Annotated in this window: 18 protein-coding genes and 2 pseudogenes; 7 read left to right on the forward strand and 13 right to left on the reverse strand. The window is 54.4% G+C overall.

Annotation, left to right across the window (positions count from 1 at the left end; translation table 11 throughout):
- Positions 1-38: 38 nt before the first annotated feature.
- From CUN67_RS20450 to CUN67_RS20475, 6 genes and pseudogenes are all read right to left on the reverse strand, one after another.
- A complete protein-coding gene (locus CUN67_RS20450) occupies positions 39-1,874 on the reverse strand; it encodes a methyl-accepting chemotaxis protein (protein WP_208717297.1) in 1,836 nt (611 codons plus the stop codon).
- A gap of 151 nt (positions 1,875-2,025) precedes the next feature.
- A pseudogene (gene fabF / locus CUN67_RS20455) lies at positions 2,026-3,343 on the reverse strand (beta-ketoacyl-ACP synthase II).
- A gap of 21 nt (positions 3,344-3,364) precedes the next feature.
- On the reverse strand, positions 3,365-4,924 hold the full coding sequence (locus CUN67_RS20460; RefSeq protein WP_208717298.1) for a DHA2 family efflux MFS transporter permease subunit: 1,560 nt from the start codon (positions 4,922-4,924) through the stop codon (positions 3,365-3,367).
- Complete coding sequence (locus tag CUN67_RS20465; RefSeq protein WP_208717299.1) at positions 4,921-5,952, reverse strand: HlyD family secretion protein; 1,032 nt, start codon at positions 5,950-5,952, stop codon at positions 4,921-4,923. The genes CUN67_RS20460 and CUN67_RS20465 overlap by 4 nt, the downstream gene beginning before the upstream one ends.
- Positions 5,949-6,494 (reverse strand): winged helix-turn-helix transcriptional regulator, encoded by a 546-nt coding sequence (locus CUN67_RS20470; protein ID WP_208717300.1) that lies wholly within the window; start codon positions 6,492-6,494, stop codon positions 5,949-5,951. The genes CUN67_RS20465 and CUN67_RS20470 overlap by 4 nt, the downstream gene beginning before the upstream one ends.
- A gap of 208 nt (positions 6,495-6,702) precedes the next feature.
- Positions 6,703-7,716 carry a LacI family DNA-binding transcriptional regulator gene (locus CUN67_RS20475; RefSeq protein ID WP_208717301.1) on the reverse strand — a complete coding sequence of 338 codons (1,014 nt, stop codon included), beginning with the start codon at positions 7,714-7,716 and terminating at the stop codon, positions 6,703-6,705.
- Positions 7,717-8,021: 305 nt separating this feature from the next.
- Here CUN67_RS20475 and ascF point away from each other — a divergent pair, with 305 nt between their 5' ends.
- Both ascF and CUN67_RS20485 read left to right on the forward strand, forming a co-directional pair.
- Positions 8,022-9,470 carry a PTS cellobiose/arbutin/salicin transporter subunit IIBC gene (gene ascF, locus CUN67_RS20480; RefSeq protein ID WP_208717302.1) on the forward strand — a complete coding sequence of 483 codons (1,449 nt, stop codon included), beginning with the start codon at positions 8,022-8,024 and terminating at the stop codon, positions 9,468-9,470.
- A gap of 12 nt (positions 9,471-9,482) precedes the next feature.
- Positions 9,483-10,913 carry a 6-phospho-beta-glucosidase gene (locus tag CUN67_RS20485; RefSeq protein WP_208717303.1) on the forward strand — a complete coding sequence of 477 codons (1,431 nt, stop codon included), beginning with the start codon at positions 9,483-9,485 and terminating at the stop codon, positions 10,911-10,913.
- Between the two features lie 149 nt (positions 10,914-11,062).
- On the opposite strand, the gene CUN67_RS20490 is transcribed toward CUN67_RS20485, so the two are convergent.
- The gene (locus tag CUN67_RS20490; RefSeq protein ID WP_208717304.1) at positions 11,063-11,887 is read right to left on the reverse strand and encodes a helix-turn-helix transcriptional regulator; all 825 of its coding nucleotides are present in this window, start codon (positions 11,885-11,887) and stop codon (positions 11,063-11,065) included.
- Between the two features lie 104 nt (positions 11,888-11,991).
- On the opposite strand from CUN67_RS20490, the gene CUN67_RS20495 reads away from it, so the two are divergent.
- Positions 11,992-12,879, forward strand: a complete 888-nt coding sequence (locus CUN67_RS20495; RefSeq protein WP_208717305.1) for an SDR family oxidoreductase — start codon at positions 11,992-11,994, stop codon at positions 12,877-12,879.
- A 92-nt stretch (positions 12,880-12,971) separates the two neighbouring features.
- Here CUN67_RS20495 and CUN67_RS20500 read toward each other — a convergent pair whose 3' ends face one another.
- On the reverse strand, positions 12,972-13,793 hold the full coding sequence (locus CUN67_RS20500) for a Cof-type HAD-IIB family hydrolase (protein WP_208717306.1): 822 nt from the start codon (positions 13,791-13,793) through the stop codon (positions 12,972-12,974).
- A gap of 720 nt (positions 13,794-14,513) precedes the next feature.
- Here CUN67_RS20500 and CUN67_RS20505 point away from each other — a divergent pair.
- Complete coding sequence (locus CUN67_RS20505) at positions 14,514-14,672, forward strand: membrane lipoprotein lipid attachment site-containing protein (RefSeq protein ID WP_208717307.1); 159 nt, start codon at positions 14,514-14,516, stop codon at positions 14,670-14,672.
- An 85-nt stretch (positions 14,673-14,757) separates the two neighbouring features.
- Positions 14,758-15,036, forward strand: coding sequence for a DUF3761 domain-containing protein (locus CUN67_RS20510; RefSeq protein ID WP_208717308.1), 279 nt, complete (start codon positions 14,758-14,760; stop codon positions 15,034-15,036).
- Positions 15,037-15,066: 30 nt separating this feature from the next.
- On the opposite strand, the gene CUN67_RS30695 is transcribed toward CUN67_RS20510, so the two are convergent.
- The 3 genes from CUN67_RS30695 to CUN67_RS20525 form a co-directional block, all read right to left on the reverse strand.
- Positions 15,067-15,210 (reverse strand): DUF551 domain-containing protein, encoded by a 144-nt coding sequence (locus CUN67_RS30695; protein WP_208717309.1) that lies wholly within the window; start codon positions 15,208-15,210, stop codon positions 15,067-15,069.
- Positions 15,211-15,396: 186 nt separating this feature from the next.
- Positions 15,397-15,873, reverse strand: coding sequence for a type II toxin-antitoxin system YafO family toxin (locus tag CUN67_RS20520; protein WP_208717310.1), 477 nt, complete (start codon positions 15,871-15,873; stop codon positions 15,397-15,399).
- A gap of 66 nt (positions 15,874-15,939) precedes the next feature.
- On the reverse strand, positions 15,940-16,134 hold the full coding sequence (locus CUN67_RS20525; protein ID WP_208717311.1) for a hypothetical protein: 195 nt from the start codon (positions 16,132-16,134) through the stop codon (positions 15,940-15,942).
- 396 nt (positions 16,135-16,530) lie between these two features.
- Here CUN67_RS20525 and CUN67_RS30430 point away from each other — a divergent pair.
- Positions 16,531-16,792 (forward strand): annotated as a pseudogene (locus CUN67_RS30430) (hypothetical protein); the annotation flags it as partial.
- Here the strand turns inward: CUN67_RS30430 and CUN67_RS20530 are convergent.
- Positions 16,752-17,651, reverse strand: a complete 900-nt coding sequence (locus CUN67_RS20530) for a LysR family transcriptional regulator (RefSeq protein ID WP_208717312.1) — start codon at positions 17,649-17,651, stop codon at positions 16,752-16,754. The pseudogene CUN67_RS30430 and the gene CUN67_RS20530 overlap by 41 nt on opposite strands.
- 98 nt (positions 17,652-17,749) lie before the next feature.
- Between CUN67_RS20530 and CUN67_RS20535 the strand changes: the two genes are divergently transcribed.
- Positions 17,750-18,808, forward strand: coding sequence for an SDR family oxidoreductase (locus tag CUN67_RS20535; protein ID WP_208717313.1), 1,059 nt, complete (start codon positions 17,750-17,752; stop codon positions 18,806-18,808).
- On the opposite strand, the gene CUN67_RS20540 is transcribed toward CUN67_RS20535, so the two are convergent.
- Positions 18,774-19,718, reverse strand: coding sequence for a LysR family transcriptional regulator (locus CUN67_RS20540; RefSeq protein WP_208717314.1), 945 nt, complete (start codon positions 19,716-19,718; stop codon positions 18,774-18,776). The two genes, CUN67_RS20535 and CUN67_RS20540, sit on opposite strands and share 35 nt — an antisense overlap.
- Positions 19,719-19,748: the final 30 nt, after the last annotated feature.

Here is a 19,748-nt window from a genome sequence, read left to right on the forward strand (position 1 = left end):
ACCGCAAGCCATTGATCTGGCTTACGGCGCGTTGTTCTTTAGCGGGCAACACCTTGCAAACGGAACTGCGCTACCAGACGTTCCAGCATAACCGCTTGTTCTTCCAGCGAGTTAGCGGAGACCGATGAGGCGCTTACCAGAGACGCATTCTGCTGCGTGGTGGTATCCAGTTCACCCACCGCGCGGGCAATCTGTTCAATGCCACGGCTTTGTTCGTCCGATGCTGCCGAGATCTCTTCCATGATCTCATTCACACGCGCAATGCTGCTGAGGATGTGATCCATGGTTTCACCCGCCCGCGCGACCTGCTGATGACCGTTGCTGATGCGGCTGACTGATTCACTGATCAACTGCTCGATGTCTTTAGCCGCCTGCGAGCTACGCTGCGATAAGTTACGCACTTCACTCGCTACCACGGCAAAACCACGCCCCTGCTCACCGGCTCGCGCGGCTTCGACAGCGGCGTTCAGCGCCAGGATGTTAGTCTGGAAGGCGATGCTGTTAATCACTGCGGTGATATCGGCGATTTTCTTCGAACTTTCCGAAATCTCGCCCATGGTACTCACCACATCACGCACCGCGACACCGCCCTGATTGGCGTTGCGGGTGGCCTCAGCAGCAATCTGGCTGGCCTGGCGGGCGTTTTCGGCATTATTTTTCACCGTCGCCGTGAGCTGCTCCATACTGGCGGCCGTTTCTACCACGGCCGCCGCCTGCTGCTCGGTACGCGATGACAGGTCAAGGTTGCCCTGATTGATGGCGCTGGCCGCCTGCGACACGCTGTTGACGCTGCTCAGCACATCACCAATCATGCTGCGTAACCGTTCATTCATTCTCCCCATCGCCGACGTCAGTTTGCCAAGCTCATCACGACGATCGGTGGCAAACTGCGAGCTAAGATCGCCACTGGCAATGCGCTCCGCCAGCTCAAGGTTATGAAATACCGGCTGGGTAATCTGACGGATGATGTACCAGGCGACCAGCACGCCAAACAGAATCGCCAGCCCGCCAATCAGCAACGAAAGCGTTGAAGAACCGTTAGCCAGTTCATCATTACGAGTCTTAACGATGGTGATGATCTGTTTGATTGCCGCACTGCTTTTATCTCCCGCGACTTTCACACCGTCTTCCGCGCTGCGCAGCTGCGTATAAGCCTGAGCAGCCTGCAGGCTGAGATCTTTAAAACGTTCGGTATCCTGCCACAGCGCGTTAAATCCGCCCTGCTGTTCCGGCGGTAATTGCGCCAGCAGCGCTTTCATTCCTTGTTCCGCCTGGCTGAAATGGGTTTCCAGCGTTTTGCGCAGCGGCTCACTGACGTTAAAACGCAACGCCAGCGCTTCTTCGCGCACGTTGCTGATGGCAAATAACTGGTCGTAGATTTGGTTGGTGAGTTCCGGCGTCGTCACCGGGGTGCGGATCAACTGGGTGTAGCGCGAGGTGGTGTCCTGCTGGCTGATGCTATCGAGCTGCGCGCGCAGGCTATTGAGCTGTTGTGTCGCCTGGGTCATCGCGCCAATACGCTGCTGAAAATCCCCCAGATAAGCACTGATATTACGGATGATTTCCGTACCGCCATCTGACCAACTAAGCTTTTTGGCTTCATCGGTGAGTTGCTGCGCGTGAGTGACATACTTCGCCATCACCGCACCCGACTGGTCATCACCATAGAGATATTTGAGGCGGTTAATTTTCGCCTGGAAGACCTCAATGTTGATGTCATAAATCAGGTTGGTTTTCTGATAGATATTATGGATTTCATTAAAGCGCTGCACACTCAGCCCGGTGGCCAGCGCCACCAGCAGCAGCACGATGCCAAATCCTGCCGAGAGTTTTCTGGTGATGCGTACATTCCGCAATCGCGATACCAATCCCATGTTTCCCACTCCTGCGTTTATCATTCTTGTTTAGTTTGCTGCTGGAGTTATCGGAGGAATTACGGAATTGTTTATTGCATGGCGCACAAAAATGCGCGAGTCATCACACCGCCGACTGTAGCGGTGCGATTTATCGCGCGAGGTTTATGATTTATCCCTGCCAGCGCCGGAAAATCAGGCTGGCATTCACGCCACCAAAGCCAAATCCATTGGAAAGCACGTAGTCTATCGGCATCGGGCGAGCCGTCAATGCTACCAAATCAAGACCTGCGGCCGCTTCGTCGGGCTGATGCAAATTAAGCGTCGGCGGAGCCAGTTGGTCACGCAGCGCCAGAATGCTGAAAATCGCCTCAACCCCGCCTGCTGCCCCCAGCAAATGCCCGGTAGCCGATTTGGTCGAAGAGATTGCCACTGGATTGTCGGCAAAAACTGCACGGATCGCCGCCAGCTCACCTTTGTCACCAACCTGAGTCGACGTGGCGTGCGCATTGATATGCTGGATATCGGCTGGCGTGATCCCCGCCTGGCGAATGGCCGTCTCCATCGCCCGGCGTGATCCCCGCCTGGCGAATGGCCGTCTCCATCGCCCGGCGTGCGCCACTGCCATCTTCGGGTCCGGCCGTGAGATGATACGCATCTGCACTGGTGCCATAGCCCACCACCTCCGCCAGCGGCGTGGCACCCCTCTCCAGCGCATGCTCCAGCGATTCAATCACCAGCAATCCCGCTCCCTCCCCCATCACAAAACCATCACGCTGCTGATCAAAAGGACGCGAGGCGCTGGTGGGCTGATGGTTAAAACCACTGGAAAGCGCTTTCGCCGCAGCAAAACCGCCAAGGCTAACGCGATGAATCGCTGCCTCGCTCCCGCCACACAAGGCAATATCCGCCTCACCACTGCGAATCAGGCGCGCGGCATCACCAATCGCCTGTGCACCGGCGGCACAGGCAGTGACCGGCGCACCAAGCGGACCGCGAAAACCATGCGTAATTGAAACATGACCGGCCGCCAGATTGGCTAAAAACGAGGGCACCGTAAACGGTGACAAGCGGCGCGGACCACGCGTGTTGGTGGTTTCTACTGCCGCCGCGATTTCGTTAAAGCCGCCGATACCGGTAGCAATGATGGTTGCGGTACGCTCACGCAGTGCCTCCAGTTGCGGAAACCAGTTGGCCTGAGTCAGAGCTTGCTGGGCAGCAACCAGCGCAAACTCGATAAAGCGATCCATTTTTTTACGTTCTTTGGCCGGAATGACGGCCAGTGGATCGAAGCCGTGCTGCGGGTCCTGCTCAATGGAAGGCACCTGGCCTGCCACTTTGCAGGGAATGTCCTGCGCGGTGTCTTCCGGCAATGGGCTGATGCCGGATTGCCCTTTCACCAGAGCGCGCCAGACATGTTCCACGCCACATCCCAGCGGGCTGACAATACCCATGCCGGTCACGACGATGCGCTTTAATGAGATATCCATATGATCTCCAGATAGTGAGATTTAAGTTTTTGGCACTTTCATAAACGGCACCAGCAAGGCGGCGATAAAAAACCCGATCATGATTAGCCAGAAAGCGTCCGCGAAAGCCTGAGTTTTGGCTTCGCGGAGCGTAAGTGCCGCAAGGTTCTTCAGTGCGGCGGTCTGTGCAGCATCGGGGCTGAAGCCCTGTCGTATCAGTGCTGCGGTGGAAGATTGCATAAACTCGCCCAGCGACAGACTGGCGCTATTGAGATGGTCCGCCAGGCGACTGTAATGCAGGTTTGTTCGATCATTAAGTATAGTGCCGCACAGCGCGATGCCGATGGCGCCTCCCAGATTGCGCATCAGATTAAACAACCCGGATGCCAGTTTGAGACGTGGCGGCGGCAGGCTGCCAAGGGTGAGCGTCACCGTCGGAGCCACAGCGAACTGCTGGGCCATGCCGCGAAAGGCTTGCGGCAACAGGAGTTGTTCCGCGCCCCAGTCGTGGGTGATAGGCACAAAGCTGTACATCGACACGCCAAAAGCAATCAGCCCGGCGGCCAGCAGCCAGCGCAAATCAACCCGATTGGCTAACCAGGAATACAGCGGGATAGAAAGAACCTGAAACAGGCCGGTATAAAAGATCGCCAGCCCAATTTGCAATGCGCTATAGCCGCGCACCGTGCCGAGAAACAGGGGCGTCAGATAGATGGTGGAAAAAATGCCGACCCCGGCCATAAAGGAAAAATAACAACCAAGGGTAAAGGTACGGTCTTTTAACGCGTATAAATCCATCACCGGTTGCTTATGACGCAGCGTGCGCACAACAAACAGTACCCCGCAAATCAGCGCCAGCCAGCCGGTGAGGGTCAGGGTGCTATCATCAAACCAGCCCCAGCGCGGTCCCTCCTCCAGCGTGTATTCGAGACACCCCAGCGACACCGCCAGCAGGACAATGCTGAGATAATCGGCACCGCGCAGCAACGAGGTATCCGGCGAATCAATCTTCACCAGCGCAGGCACCGCCAGCGTGATGTAAATGCCTGGCAGGATGTTGATAAAGAACAGCCAGTGCCAGTTGAAATTCTCGGTGATCCAGCCTCCGACGGTAGGGCCAAGGGTAGGAGCCAGCGATGCCAGACCGCCGATAGTGGCGGCAGCGATCACCCGCTGTTTTCCCTGAAAGAACGCGAACGCCGTGGTGAACACCAGCGGAATCATCGAACCACCCGCCAGCCCCTGCAACGCGCGGAAGGCAATCATGCTTTGAATATTCCACGCCCAGCCGCATAGCACGCTCATCAGAGTAAAACCCGCCGCTGAGGCAGCGAATAACCAGCGGGTGGACATCACCCTTGCCAGCCAGCCGGAAAGCGGGATGATGATGATCTCCGCAATCAGATAGCTGGTCTGCACCCAGACGGTTTCATCATCCCCTGCCGACAAGCCCCCGCCGATATCCCGTAACGACGCGGAGACGATTTGAATATCCAGCAAGGCGATAAACATCCCCAGACACATGGTGGCAAAGGCGATCACCTTTTTGCTGACCGGCATCTGCAACGTGGGGATGGCAGGCAGCGTTGTCTGGTTGCTCATGGCAATGGCTTCTCATCAACCGTTACCGTGACGGACAACCCTGGCCGCAGCAGACCGAGATTTGCCGCATCCCCCTCCAGCGCGATACGCACCGGTACACGCTGAACAATTTTGGTGAAATTGCCGGTGGCATTTTCCGCTGGCAGGATACTGAAACGCGAACCGGTAGCCGGGGACAGGCTGACAACATGGCCGGTAAATGTACGCCCCGGCAGCACATCGGCAACGATCTGCGCCTTTTGCCCCGCCTGTAAATGTGCCAGCTGGTTCTCTTTGAAATTGGCATCCACCCATAATCCCTGCGCAGGCACCAGCGACAGCAACTGAGTCCCACTGGTGACATAAGCCCCTGACCAGGCACGCCGGTTACCGATCACGCCGTCAAAAGGCGCACGGATTTCGGTATAACTCAGGTTGAGTTTTGCCATATCCAGCCCCGCCTGCGCCTGAACCAGCGCCGCCTGTGTCTGCTTCTCACGGGCATCCAGCACCATCAACTGACGCACGGCGACGTTTTTGTCGGCGCGGGCCTTACCTTCCTGGGCCACCGCCTGGTGATAATCGGCCTGTGCATATTCGCGGGTCTGCGCCGAGACAATAGAATTCAGTGCCAGCGCACCATAACGTCGGCTGTCTCCGGCGGTTTTCTCCGTCACCGCCTGAGCGGCGCTCAGCGCCGCAGAAGACCCGACAATGGTTGCCAGCTGCAATTCACGCGTGGCGGCGATATCGGCCAGCGCGGCCTGTTGCGCATCCACCTCACCGCTGGCCTGCATTAGAGCGGCCTGATAATCACGCGCGTCGAGCCGCACCAGCAGCTCGCCCTTTTTCACCCGCATGTTGTCTTGCACCGCAATATCCTGCACGTAACCCGCCACTTTGGCGGAGATGGCGCTAATATCGCCGCCAACATAGGCATCATCCGTTGACTCGATAAAGCGACCTGATTGCCACCACCACAGGCCGTAACCGGCTGCCAGCACCACCGCTGCGACGGCCACCACCGGAATTACCACGCGTTTGTTCATTGCTGTTCGCCTTTTTGCGTCTGCGGCATAAACTTCAGTGCCGTCTCACCCGCGCGTTTTTTCTGCAAATACTCGTGGCGATAGTGAAGGATAGGTGCCGCTGCCGGGGCGGGGATCATGCTGTATTTATCTGGCGTGATCGGCTCGCCTGTCACGCTATCCACCATAATGGCCTGCACAGGACGTTGGGTGGCGATCTCCACCAGCTGCATCTGACGTCCTTCCGGAGAGAAATTGCGACTTCCCCATTCGGCCAGCGCCAGTATCACTGGCCGGAAATCCCGCCCCAAAGCAGTGAGATGATATTCGTAGCGTGGCGGTGTGCTGCTATAGCACACCTTTTCCAGCAGGCCATCTTCCACCAATTCTTTCAGGCGACGGGAGAGAATGTTGGGGGCGATGTCGATGCTTTTCTGGAACTCATCAAAACGGGTAAATCCGGCAAAGGCGTCACGCAGGATCATCATGCTCCAGCTGTCGCCAATCCTCCCGAGGCTGCGTGCAATGGGACATGGGGTCTGACAAAGCGGTTCGTTTTTCATGGTTCTGACTCAGATAAGGTCTTAATGCGCACAGATTTCCATAGTAACTTGCAAAATGCAAGTTACTAAATCGACGGCAGCTCAGAGTGCGAAGTGATTGAGTCAGGTGGATAAGGCCTGCCCAAGTGCGCATGAATGCGCACCCTACAATAGTAGGGTCGGCATTTATGCCGACCAGGCCAATAACCGCACGGAACCGTAGCGAAAATTAATGTTCAGGGGCAGGTCCAACTGATTCGCGCATCACCAGGCTGGCATTGAAACTTTTGCGCTGGCCGATTTCTCCACCATCCAGCATCGAAACCAGCTGTTCGATGGTTTGCTGCACCATTTCCGTCACCGGGATTTTCATACTGGATAAGGACGGGATGGTGTAAGGGGCCAGCGGAATATCATCGAACCCCACCACGGAAACCTGCCCCGGAATGGCAATGTTGGCCGCCGCAAGCTGTTTCATGGCACCTACGGCCATTTCATCATTGCTGGCAACAATGGCAGTAAAGCGGCATCCACGCGTCAGCAAGGTTTCCACCGCCGCCATCCCACTTTGCGCATTCCATTTGCCGGGGATAATCAGCGCATCCTGTACCGGTATCTGATGTTCACCCAGCGCCGCTTTATAACCTGACAGGCGTTCCAGCCCGGTGGGAGAATCGAGTGACCCGGTGATAAAGGCGATATCACGATGCCCGAGCGCCACCAGCTGGTTCACCGCCTGCATACAGTTGGCTTTCTGATCGGAATAGATGCAAAAGCTATGGTGCTGCCGCAGGCGACGATTGATCACCAGAATCGGTTGTTTATGCTGAGAAATGATGTCATCCATCTCATCGATGGAGAGAAAACGTGGATAAATGATGATGCCATCACAACGCAAATCCAGCAAAAACCGAATGGCCGCCCGCTCCTCCGCCGCGCTGTGTTTACCGTCAGCGAGGATTAACTGACGATCCTGCTGTTCCAGCAGGCGTGCAGAATGGGACATCAGCTCGCTAAAGTAGCTGCCGCTGTACAGGGTATTGGTGATCACCAGGCCGATGGTCTGGGTCGATTTAACCGCCAGATTGCGTGCCAGCAGATTGGGGCGAAAATCCGTCTCGGCAATCGCCTGCAGCACCCGTTCGCGCTTTTCCTGGCTGACATAGCCGTTCCCCGACAACACGCGTGACACCGTGGCTTTTGACACACCGGCTTTTTCAGCCACTTCCAGAATGGTCGTCATCGTTTTCTCATCTTATTCAAGACGTTTCGCAGTCTACCTAACATGCTCATTGATTGGGAAATTTTTCGCATGTCCGTCTTTTACACGCAAACGTCATTAAGTGATTCAGTTCACAATGTCATAAATCAAATTTTAAATGTCTTGCCAGGTTAAAAATACAATTTCATTATTTTGTGAAACCGGTTTCTCATGGCGAGAAATTGAGCAAACGCTTTTCCCTGGTGTGCAACATCGTGTCGCCTCTGTCCCTACAACAAATGCGCGACCGGCCAGAAAGTGACCTTTTGATAAGAGACGAAGAATCCATGTCGAAGAATTATGCCGAAGTCTCCCGCTCTATTGTCCAGGCGTTAGGTGGGCTGGAAAATATCGAAGCTGTGACCCATTGCATGACCCGCCTGCGCTTTGTGGTCAAAGACGGTAATCAAATCAACAACCCAGTATTGAAGGCCATCCCCGGCGTGATGGGTGTGGTGCATAACGATGAGCAATGCCAGGTGATCATCGGCAATAACGTCAATCTTGCATATCAGGAAGTGTTAAAGCTCGGTACGCCAGGAGCAAGCGCCGCCGCAACATCAGTGAAACGAAAAATCACGCTGAAAAGTATCGGCGCAGGCATCCTTGACGCGCTGGTGGGCACCATGTCCCCCCTGATTCCTGCCATCATTGGCGGGTCGATGGTTAAGCTGCTCGCCATGGTGCTGAATATGTTCGGTGTGTTCGCCGAAGGGTCGTCAACGCTGGTGATCCTTAACGTGATTGGCGATGGGGCGTTCTTCTTCCTGCCGGTGATGGTGGCTGCCTCCGCCGCGCTGAAGTTCAAAACCAATATGTCGCTGGCGATTGCTATCGCCGGGGTGTTGATTCACCCCAATTTTATTGACCTGATGGCCAAAGCGGCACAGGGACAACATGTTGAATTTGCCTATATTCCGGTGACCGCCGTTAAATACACTTACACGGTCATTCCGGCGCTGGTGATGACGTGGATCCTGTCGCATATCGAACGCATCGTCGATCGCATCACCCCGGCGGTGACCAAAAATTTCCTTAAACCGATGCTGATTGTATTGATTGCCGCACCGATCGCCATTGTGCTGATTGGCCCGCTGGGTATCTGGATTGGCAGCGGCATCTCCGCGCTGGTTTATACCATCCACGGTTATCTAGGCTGGCTGTCGGTTGCCATTATGGGTGCGCTCTGGCCGTTGCTGGTGATGACGGGCATGCACCGGGTGTTCACCCCGACCATCATCCAGACCATCGCCGAAACCGGGAAAGAAGGGATGGTGATGCCGTCGGAAATCGGCGCGAATCTCTCTTTGGGCGGTTCCTCACTGGCAGTCGCTTTCAAAACCAAAAACCCGGAGCTGCGCCAGACCGCGCTGGCTGCCGCCGCGTCAGCGATTGTCGCCGGTATCTCTGAACCGGCCCTGTATGGGGTGGCAGTACGTCTGAAACGTCCGCTGATCGCCAGCCTGATCAGCGGTTTTATCTGTGGCGCAGTGGCCGGGATTGGCGGCCTTGCCAGCCATTCCATGGCCTCGCCCGGCTTGTTCACCAGCGTGCAGTTTTTTGACCCCAATAATCCGATGAGCATTGTCTGGGTCGGTGCCGTGATGGTGCTGTCCGTGGTGCTCTCGTTCATTTTGACCCTGATGCTGGGCTTCGAAGACATTCCGGTGGAAAAAACCACCGCTGCCGCCCCGGCAACGGCACCTGATATCGTCAAACCCGTAAACGCCAATTAACTGAGGCTATTCATGTCTGAACTGACATTTCCAGCAGGATTTTTATGGGGCGGCGCTTTGGCCGCCAATCAGTCTGAAGGGGGCTACCTGGAAGGCGGTAAGGGACTCACCACCGTTGATATGATCCCACATGGTCAGTACCGCATGCCGGTCAAGCTTGGTCTTGAAAAGCGTTTTACCTTACGCGATGACGAATATTATCCCAGCCATAACGCTATCGATTTCTATCATCGCTACAAAGAAGATATCGCGCTGATGGCTGAGATGGGTTTTACCGTTTTTCGTACTTCCATCGCGTGGAGCCGCCTCTATCCAAATGGCGATGAGTTGCAACCCAATCCCGCGGGCATCGCCTTTTACCGCGATGTTTTCAGCGAATGCAAAAAATACGGCATCGAACCGCTGGTGACCCTGTGCCATTTTGATGTCCCGATGCATCTGGTAACCGAGTACGGCTCCTGGCGCAATCGTAAAATGATTGAGTTCTTTGCCCGCTACGCACGCACCTGCTTTGAAGCCTTTGATGGCCTGGTGAAGTACTGGCTGACATTCAATGAGATCAATATCCTGCTGCATAGCTCCTTTTCCGGTGCCGGGCTGGTGTTCGAAAGTGGGGAAAATCCTGAACAGGTGAAGTACCAGGCGGTGCACCATGAACTGGTCGCCAGCGCGTTGGTGACGCGGATTGCCCATGAGGTCAACCCGGAAAACCAGGTCGGTTGTATGCTGGCGGGTGGCAACTTCTATCCGTGGTCGAGCAAGCCGGAAGATGTCTGGGCGGCGCTGGAAAAAGATCGTGAAAACCTGTTCTTTATCGATGTTCAGGCGCGGGGAGCCTACCCTTCCTATTCCAAACGGGTGTTCCGCGAGAAAGGTGTGCAGATCGAGATGGAGGAAGGCGATAGCGAAATCCTGAAAAATACCGTGGATTTTGTCTCCTTCAGCTATTACGCCTCGCGCTGTGCCTCAGCGGAGATGAATGAGCAAAACAGCAGCGCCGCGAACGTGGTGAAATCGCTGACCAATCCGCACATTAAACGCAGCGACTGGGGATGGGGCATTGACCCGCTCGGTCTGCGCATCACCATGAATACCCTGTATGACCGTTATCAGAAACCACTGTTTCTGGTAGAAAACGGGCTGGGGGCGCGTGATGAAATCACCGCTGACGGCAAAATCAATGATGATTACCGTATCAGCTATCTCAAAGAACATATCTATGCGCTGGCGCAGGCGATTGATGATGGTATCCCGGTCATTGGCTATACCACCTGGGGATGCATTGACCTGGTTGCCGCCTCCACCGGTGAAATGAGCAAACGCTATGGCTTTGTCTACGTTGACCGCGATGACCACGGGCAAGGCACCCTGAATCGCACGCGCAAGAAATCGTTCTGGTGGTATAAAAAAGTCATCGCCAGCAATGGGCGGGATTTAGATTAACCCACGCTCTTTTTGGCGATTTCAGGCTGAAACCCCTGCCTAACCGGCATAATGCTTGTCAGTTAAGGCACAATCTGTAGCGGCGTGATTTATCACGCAACCCTGACAAAGCATGCCAATGTCGGAAAAGCGCGCGATTAATCGCGCCGCTACGGACGGGCCAGCAGCCGCGCCAAACAGGCATGATCCTGTTCCCGATGCGGATTAAACACCACCAGGCTGAGTCCAGGTTTGCCCTCAACCGCGAAGGTGCTGTACTCCAGTTCCAGCACCCCTTCGTCTGGGAGCCAAAGTTGCTTGATACCTTCCCCATGCTGGCTGACTTCATGGGATTCCCACAGTCGGCGGAAGGTCTCGCTCATGGCGCACAGCTCCTCCACCAGCGCCCGCACATGTCGGCTTGCACCGGTGCGCGCCACGTCGGCGCGGAAATTCGCCACCAGCCCCCGCGTGACGCTCTCCCATTCGGGTAAGCGTTTTTTCATCTGTTCATCGCGGAACATCATCAGCAGGATATTGCGCTGCGCAGGCGGCAACTGCGCGTAATCGACAAAGACCTTAGTCGCGGCCCGATTCCAGGCCACCACCTGCCACTCGGCGGTTTTCACCAGCGCAGGTGTCACGGGCATACTGTCGAGTACCCGTTGCAGTGAAGGTGAAACGCTGACACCCTCCTGCCAGGTGACACCGGGCAGGCGATTCTGCGCCAGCAGAAACAGGTGGTCACGCTCTGCCGCACTCAGTTCCAGCGCCTGCGCCAGGCGTTCCAGTACCACTTCTGACGGTGCGCCACCCCTGCCCTGTTCCAGCCAGGTGTACCAGGTGGTACTGACGCAGGCGCGAACCGCAACTTCTTCGCGCCGTAAACCGGGCGTGCGACGTCGCTGCATCGGGTAGCCCAGCCTGGCCGCATCCAGCCGCTGGCGGCGTTCACGCAGATAATTGCCCAGCAGATTGTCGTCTTGCATCGTCATGGTTGTTATCCTGTTAGTCCCGATACCCGTATAAGCTCACGACTTTTCGCCGCGCCGCAGGCTTTTATCATAGTGCCTGTTAATAGCCAGTGAGGAGCACGATTATGCGAATTTTTGTGACCGGGGCGAGCGGCTTTGTCGGCTCCGCCATTGTAAAAAAACTCCACGCACGCGGATATCAGGTGCTGGGCCTGGCGCGCAGCGATACATCGGCAGAGAAGCTGCAACAACAGGGCGTGACGGTGATACGTGGCGATCTGGAAGATATCTCCAGTCTGCGCGCGGCAGTGCAGCAAAGTGACGGCGTCATCCATGCGGGTTACATCCATGATTTCAGTCGTATGGATCATGCCGCGGCAGTCGATCAACGTGCCATTCTGGCAATGGGGGAAGAACTGGCAGGTTCAAATCGTCCACTGATTGTCACTTCGGGCACCGCGCTGGTGGCTCCGGGTCGCAGGGCAACCGAACAGGACCCACCGGCAGCAGGTGCGCATCCACGCTCTGATTCTAACATCGCCGCACTGGCGCTGGCGGATAAAGGGGTACGCGTGGCGTTAGTGCGCCTGCCACCCACGGTGCATGGCGCAGGCGATCATGGTTTTGTCCCGATCCTCATCAACCTGGCGAGAGAAAAAGGGGCGGCGGTTTATGTTGAATCAGGCGAGAACCGCTGGCCTGCGGTGAATCGCTTTGATGCTGCCGAACTGTTTTGTCTGGCGGCGGAACAGGCCGAAGCCGGTACGATTTTGCATGCGGTGCAGGAAGAAGGCATTGCCTTCCGGCAGATTGCCGAAACCATTGCCAGCGGGTTATCGCTGCCGGTGAAAAGCCTGACGATGGACGAAGCGCAAAGCTGGCTGGGCTGGATGGCACGTTTTGCCGCTACCGATAATCAGGCTTCCAGCGAGTGGACCCGCAAGACATTTAACTGGCAGCCAGACGGACCGGGATTATTGCAGGATATGCGCGAGACGGATTATTTTCGTTAACAATAACCCTAAGGATCCGTAGCGGCGCGATTTATCGCGCTTGTTTTACAAAATACGCGCGATGAATCGCGCCGCTACAATCCGGTGCGCCATCAGGCAAACGGGAATTCCCGTGCCAGCAGGCGGGCAATTACATTCAGCACACCGTCATCGTTGTTGCTTTCCGTTTTATAACTCGCCACCGCGCTCACCGGTGCGGCGGCGTTCGCCATCGCAAAGCTGTAGCACGCCTGACGCAGCATTTCGAGGTCATTGGCGCTGTCGCCAATCGCCAGCACTTCACAATCATCGATACCCCATTTCTCCTGCAACAAGGCGATACCGTGCGCCTTATGACAGCCGGGGATGATCAGGTCAACAAAACCGAAGCCACTGGAAACCGGGTGCATAATATTTTCAATCGCATTCAGCTCGGTGTGCAGGCGTTCCAGCAATGCCTCAACCCCTTCGTGCGCCAGATTGAGCGAGAACTTGAAGATGGTGTCATCGAAATCGTAGAGGTTGTCGCGCTTTTCCAGCCGATGGTAGTGATTCGCAAGCATCGCCATCACCTCATCCGGCATGGAGGTATGGACGTAGGCACCGTTACGACCACATACCACGGTGCTGATCTCGGGTTCTTTCGCCAGAATGTCGAGGACCTGACGCACCGCCTCGGGAGCCAGTTCGCCACAGAAAATCTCTTCGTTGCTGTCTGATACCCAGGCACCGTTCTCCGCCACAAAGGCGATTTCATTTTTGATTTCGGGAAAATAGCGCAGCAGCTGGTAATACTGATTACCACTGGCGACCACAAAGCGGATGCCTTTTTCTTTTAACAACGCGTACTGGCGCAGAAAACGCTGCTTGTTGTACTGCTTGTTGTCATCCAGAAAAGTGCCATCCATATCTACCGCAATCATTTTCACTGCCATATTACTCTCCCGTATCAGAGTGCCGTCGAATCCGCCCGGCAAAAAGGTTTTCTAAAGCTTACTCGCGGTGTGGGTTCTTGAGAATGCGAATTCGCGCTTTCAGAGCTTTCCAGCCCTCTTTTCGTGCATTTTTGCACCTTTTGCGCCGATCCGGGCTCAGAACAACGCCGCCATGTCGGTGGCATAAGCCTGAATTTCATCCGGGGAGCTGATGCCTCTCTGATATCTCCTATAGTCCACGAAGCAATAGCTTTGTCAGAGTGCGGCATACCCAGCCACCCTCGGCCAGATTTACATTCTGACCTTTTCTAAAATTGGAGTTAGCCAGTGATCCAAAGCCGATTGCCATCAACCCCAAAGCCAAAGCAACCTTCCGCATAGCGATTCTCCATCTTTATGACTTGAGAAATCCTGGCATGAGCCTGGCGCAAGCGAACGCAAAACCGCTCTCAAGTTGCAGTCCGAAAACAGGTTGAGAATTTTGGCTATTTTTCAGGTTAAATGATGTAGTAATAAACTTACCAGCGGCACGCAAGATGCTATTACACGACTACTTTTTTATGCTTCTCATAAATTGAGCCTATGTGATTATTCAGCGAATCGGTAATTGCAGCATGACTACGACTGATGACTGATCGTTTATCAGGATTCCTATTCCAAAACATAGCCGTATATTGCTGATGGGGCTTTCCCACATGGCAGGTTTTGGCAAGGATAATCATGAAAAAAATTATTGTAGTTTTAGTCGCTCTCGCACTTCTTTCTCCGTCACTCAGCTTTGCTCGCGGTGGTCATTACGCTGGTGGCCATGGTTCATCCCATAAGTATGGCAAGTATAAAAACGCACGGACCGGCAACCACTACGAAAAACACCATTGATTGATGACTCACTGACTATGTTCGAAATCCATCACATATGGGTTTCTTTTCTCTGGTAACTTTCTGCCAGCATGGACGATTTATCATGCGATTTATAGCTGCTTTTACCCTTTCAGCGTTGCTCGTTATTCATCCGGCAATCGCTAAGACACACACGCCAGCCACTCAGTCTGATAATGAACTCATTGAGCAAGGTGATTACACAAACTCTGACGGCAAGCAAATCCATCGACCCGCGCATACAAAGTCAGGTAACGTACCTGATGGAGCAACAGCAAAATGCAGGGATGATAGCTATAGCTTCAGCACTCACCATCGTGGCACATGCTCAAGACATGGCGGCGTGAGTGAGTGGCTGGGTTAAACAAAAAGCCCACATGTGGGCTTATTTTTTTTACTTACCTGGCGCTTCAGGAAACGGCATCCAGTGCGTCACTTCAAGAGACGAGTATTGGGTACTGCCATTTAGCATGGCTGCATGAAATCCGTTGAAAAGATTGTAGTTAGCAGAACCAACACCTTTATCTGTGGCGATCATTACCCGGTAAGCCCCGACTCTGGCAAAGAATCGTCAACTGAAATCCACTCCATTGCGTATCTCTATACTTAGAAGAAGTGAAATCCTGGCATGCGGAAGGCGCAAGCGTATGCAAAATTAAGGAGTGGCAGGAACTGTAAACTCATCAAGAGGGAAAAATAAGTGTTTGCTTAGTCGAAATGTATTTTACTCATTCGCAGAGTTAGACAACCATTTATCATCAAATAAGAATTCATGTTGTGCAATTGGCATAGGCTTCTTTTGCAAACGCTGGAAAAGCGTGTAACTAAGATCAATTACACCTTCCATGTATTCCATTTGGTCACATTTCGCATGCGCACCATCATCGATAAATGCTGCTATAACAGCATCTCTGTCTTCCGATACAACATATATCAGATATGCATTACTCACAGGTTTTTTGTATGATTTGGCTTTCCCCCAAAGATCCCAAGCTTCTTCAGTTGAACTCCAGCCGTACTCATTAGAATAGGTATCCTGGCGAATATGTGACTTTCGGACACTCAAGGTAAGGATTTCAGAAGGCTTAGCAAAATGTGCATCCTGTCCAATGTCTGGATGGAATCCCTTTGACCAATAAACTTTGAATGCTTCTTTTAAATCGTAAAGATAATCATCTCCAGCGGCTTGGCGATCTCTCATCTCTTTCGAATATTGTGGGGATAGATAAACATTACCTATTATATAATAGACTTTCTATCCCCAACTTTATGCTATCTCCAGGTCGCCATCCAGATGCTTACGGGAAATGATAGCTTCCGTAAAAGAGCATGAAATCTCTGCCGATTTCTCTGGAGATATCTTGGTCAAACGAACGGTAGAGGATTTATCGCTTTTCGCCCATGCGTTAATCTCAGCACGCACCCGACGCTGGTTGGGGCGAACAGTTGTGAATCTTGTCATACACGCCTCCACTGATACTGCATTACAATGCCCATATTCTAATAACAATTTGCAGGTGCGTAAATATCACCCTTAAGAAGGGGCATAGAGAAGCAACCATAACATCATGATTTAGAATTGAAATTATCAATACCTCGTTGAATCTTAGATAATGTAAAGATCTTCAAACCTTCAGTACACCTTAAACCCACGCGAAATTGCCAGGCCAATCACTTCGCTCTCAATCGAGTCTTTCAATTCACGAAAGCGCAGAAGCGGATCATCTTTGGAATAACCCGTGCGTACACGGGCAGCCATCGTTGGCTGAGCGAGGAGTGCTCATGCTTCAACCGGGCCAACCGCTGGCTGATAAACACCGATCTTCTCTTTCGCCGTTTCCTCAATCGCTTTGACGATGGTATCTCAACCCTGCATCTTGCTGAGCCGTTACGGGATAACGATGTCGGTAAAATCATCGCCTGTGAATTCGAGCCGTCGAAAGTTGCACTTGCGCGCAATCATTTTGCCGATACTGGATGGGACAAAAGGACTTTACCCGGAATATCTGGCACGCGTCCGTGCCGCAGACAGCGGTTTCCTGCCCCTGCCATTTGGTGAGGATGTGGAAGTATCGGTATTTACGTTGAAAAGCCCGGGATCGCCTGAAGTGAATGGTTGATAAATTCCACTAGTGCCCGGACCCGCTGTGGGATAAACCTCGCATCTGGAAAGACAGCATATAAATAGCGGTCCGGCAGGCGGTAATCAGGCAAGATGTGCACCAGCCTGCCGGAATCCAGTGCCGCCGCGCTCAGTGGCCATTGCAGGCCGCCAATGCCGATACCCGCCTCAATAGCCTGCATCAATGCCTGGCTGGTGTTGGCCCTGAACACGGTATTCACCGCCAGCGAACATATTCCTGCGCGGCCAAGCAAGGTTAACGGTGCGTCCTTGGCAATGCCGCGGAAGCGCACATGTGGCAGCTCCGCCAGTTGCATAACATCGTTAACCGGCGTGGCCCTGATGAATGCCGGTGCTGCCACCAGCACCGTTTCCACCCGCGCCAGTGAACGGGCCGCCATCGTCGTCGGTGGCTGCTCCGCCAGGCGCAGCGCCACATCCACCCCTTCACCGATGACATCCGATAAACGATCGTCGAGCGCGATATCCAGCCTGATCCCCTGATGTTCCCGCTGGAAATTAAGTAAATAAGGCAGAAAAAGCTGCCCGATGCCGCTGGGTAACTGCATATGCAGATTCCCCTGCAACTGCTGCTGTGCCGGACGCAGTTGGGTTTCAATGTCTTCCATCGCCTCCATCAGCGGCAATATCTGATGCAGATATTGCGTGCCCGCCTCGGTCAGCGCCATAGATCGCGTGGTGCGTCGTAACAGCACCACGCCTAACTCTGCCTCTAACGCGGCAATCTGCTGACTTATCGCTGATTGTTTCAGGCCCGCCTGCCGTGCCGCCGCCGAGAACGAACCGGCTTCCGCAACCCGGATAAAAGTGCTGATGGCATTGAGTTTGTTATTCATCTATTAAATTTCGTGATAAGTGCTATCGAATGGATGGGATATAACCACAAAAAATAATAGATGAGAATGCAGCCACACCCTCATTTGGAGACGGACACATGCATCACTCATCACACAACAAGGTGGCCCTGGTGGCGGGGGCGAGCGGGATTGTCGGCAGCCAGCTGGTTAACACCCTGCTGGAGCAGCAATGGCAGGTCATTGGGCTGACGCGTCAACAGGCGCGGCCACAGCAACCGATTCCTTATATCAGCGTTGATCTACTGGACAGCGGTGCAAGCGCTGCTGCGCTGGCACCGCTGACTAATGTCACCCACATTTTTTATAGCGCCTGGCTCGATGCTGCGGACTGGTCAGCGATGGTCGAACCGAATGTGCGGATGTTACGCAACCTGGTACAGGGTATCGACGCCAGCGCCCCGTTGCGACACGTCAGCCTGATGCAGGGCTATAAGGTCTACGGCGCGCATCTTGGCCGCTTTAAAACTCCGGCTCGCGAAACTGATCCCGGCGTGCCAGGCGCGGAATTTAATGCGGCACAACTGGCATGGTTGTCAGCGTTCCAGCAGGGCAAAGCCTGGCACTGGAGTGCCTTACGGCCGGGTGTGGTGGGTAGCGCGGTGTCGGGTAATATGATGAATCTGGCGCTCAGCATCGCCCTGTACGCCTCAATCTGTCAGGCAGAGAACCTGCCGTTGCGGTTTCCAGGTGCTGAGCAGACCTGGCAAAGTATGGTGGATCATACTGATGCCAGCTTACTGGCGTCGGCCAGCATCTGGGCCGCCACATCCCCGGCGGCACACAACGAGGCGTTTAATATTAACAACGGCGATCTCTGGCGCTGGAGCGAGCTTTGGCCGGCCCTTGCCCGCTGGTTTGATCTCGACTGCGCCCCAGCGGTAGCGCTGTCGTTCCAGCAGCTGTTCCACGATTATCGGCAGCAATGGCAGACACTGGCGCAGCAGAATGCGTTGCAGCAGGCGGATCTGCTGCGACTCAACGATGGTCGTTTTGCTGATTTCGTTTTTGGCTGGGATTACGACATGTTTGGCGACGGCAGCAAATTACGCCGTGCTGGTTTCAACCAATATCGCGCCACGGACCAGATGTTTTTTGATCTGTTCAGCGCATTTCGTCAGGCGCGACTGATTCCTTAGCTTCTGATTCATAGAAGAAATTACACAGCAGCTGCCAGAGATAGCTGGCAGCTGGGGTGAAACGATGATCGGCACTGCGTAACAGGTGGCTCTGGCTTTCGCGGGCGATACGATGGTCAAGGGGAATCGCCCTGAGTTCGTGGTGACGTAACACTTGTGGAATTGCCTGTTCGGTCATAAAAGCAATGCCCAACCCCGCCTGACACAGCGACAGGGCGCTGGAAAACAGGTTGCAGCAATAAGCGGGGGCCAGCACTTGCCCTTCACTTTTGAAGATTGCGCTGAGATAGCGTTGCAGGCCAAAATTTTCACTCATGGTGATCAGCCGGTGCTGGGTCAGTTCAGCGATGCTGATTTTGCTATAACCGGCTATTGGGTGATCCGGGCGCACGATGGCGCAAATTGGCCCACGGCGAAAACTGTGCGATTTCAGCCCCGGTGGCCCGGCAGTGCCAAACCCCACCGCCATATCCACTTCACCGCGCATGATCAGATCCACGGTGCTCTGCATATCGCCCGAGCTGATATCGACAAAAACCCCTGGCCAGGCCACAGAAAACTCCTTCAACACGTTGTTGACGACCTCTTCCACGATGCCCTGCCCCACCCGTAACGTCACCGAGCCACCGCGCATATGGCGCATGTCGCGCAACTGTCGTTCCAGCAGCTTGCGCCGTTGGGTGGTCTGCGCGTAATCATCCGCCAGTAACTTACCGGCTTCGGTTAACACCACATTGCGCCCACGTCGTTCGAGTAACGGTAGTTGCAGGCTACGTTCCAGCAACGATAACTGACGGCTGACGACCGAAGGGTTGATGCCCAGCGCATCGGCGGCACGCCGTATCCCGCCATGCATCCCGACTTCATATAAATAACTTATCGCCTTCTCCGGATAAGTGGCCGTTGTCATAAGTTGTTCCTATCTGTTGCTCTCAGGGCA

Source organism: Pantoea cypripedii, from assembly GCF_011395035.1.
GTDB classification, from domain to species: Bacteria; Pseudomonadota; Gammaproteobacteria; order Enterobacterales; family Enterobacteriaceae; genus Pantoea; species Pantoea cypripedii_A.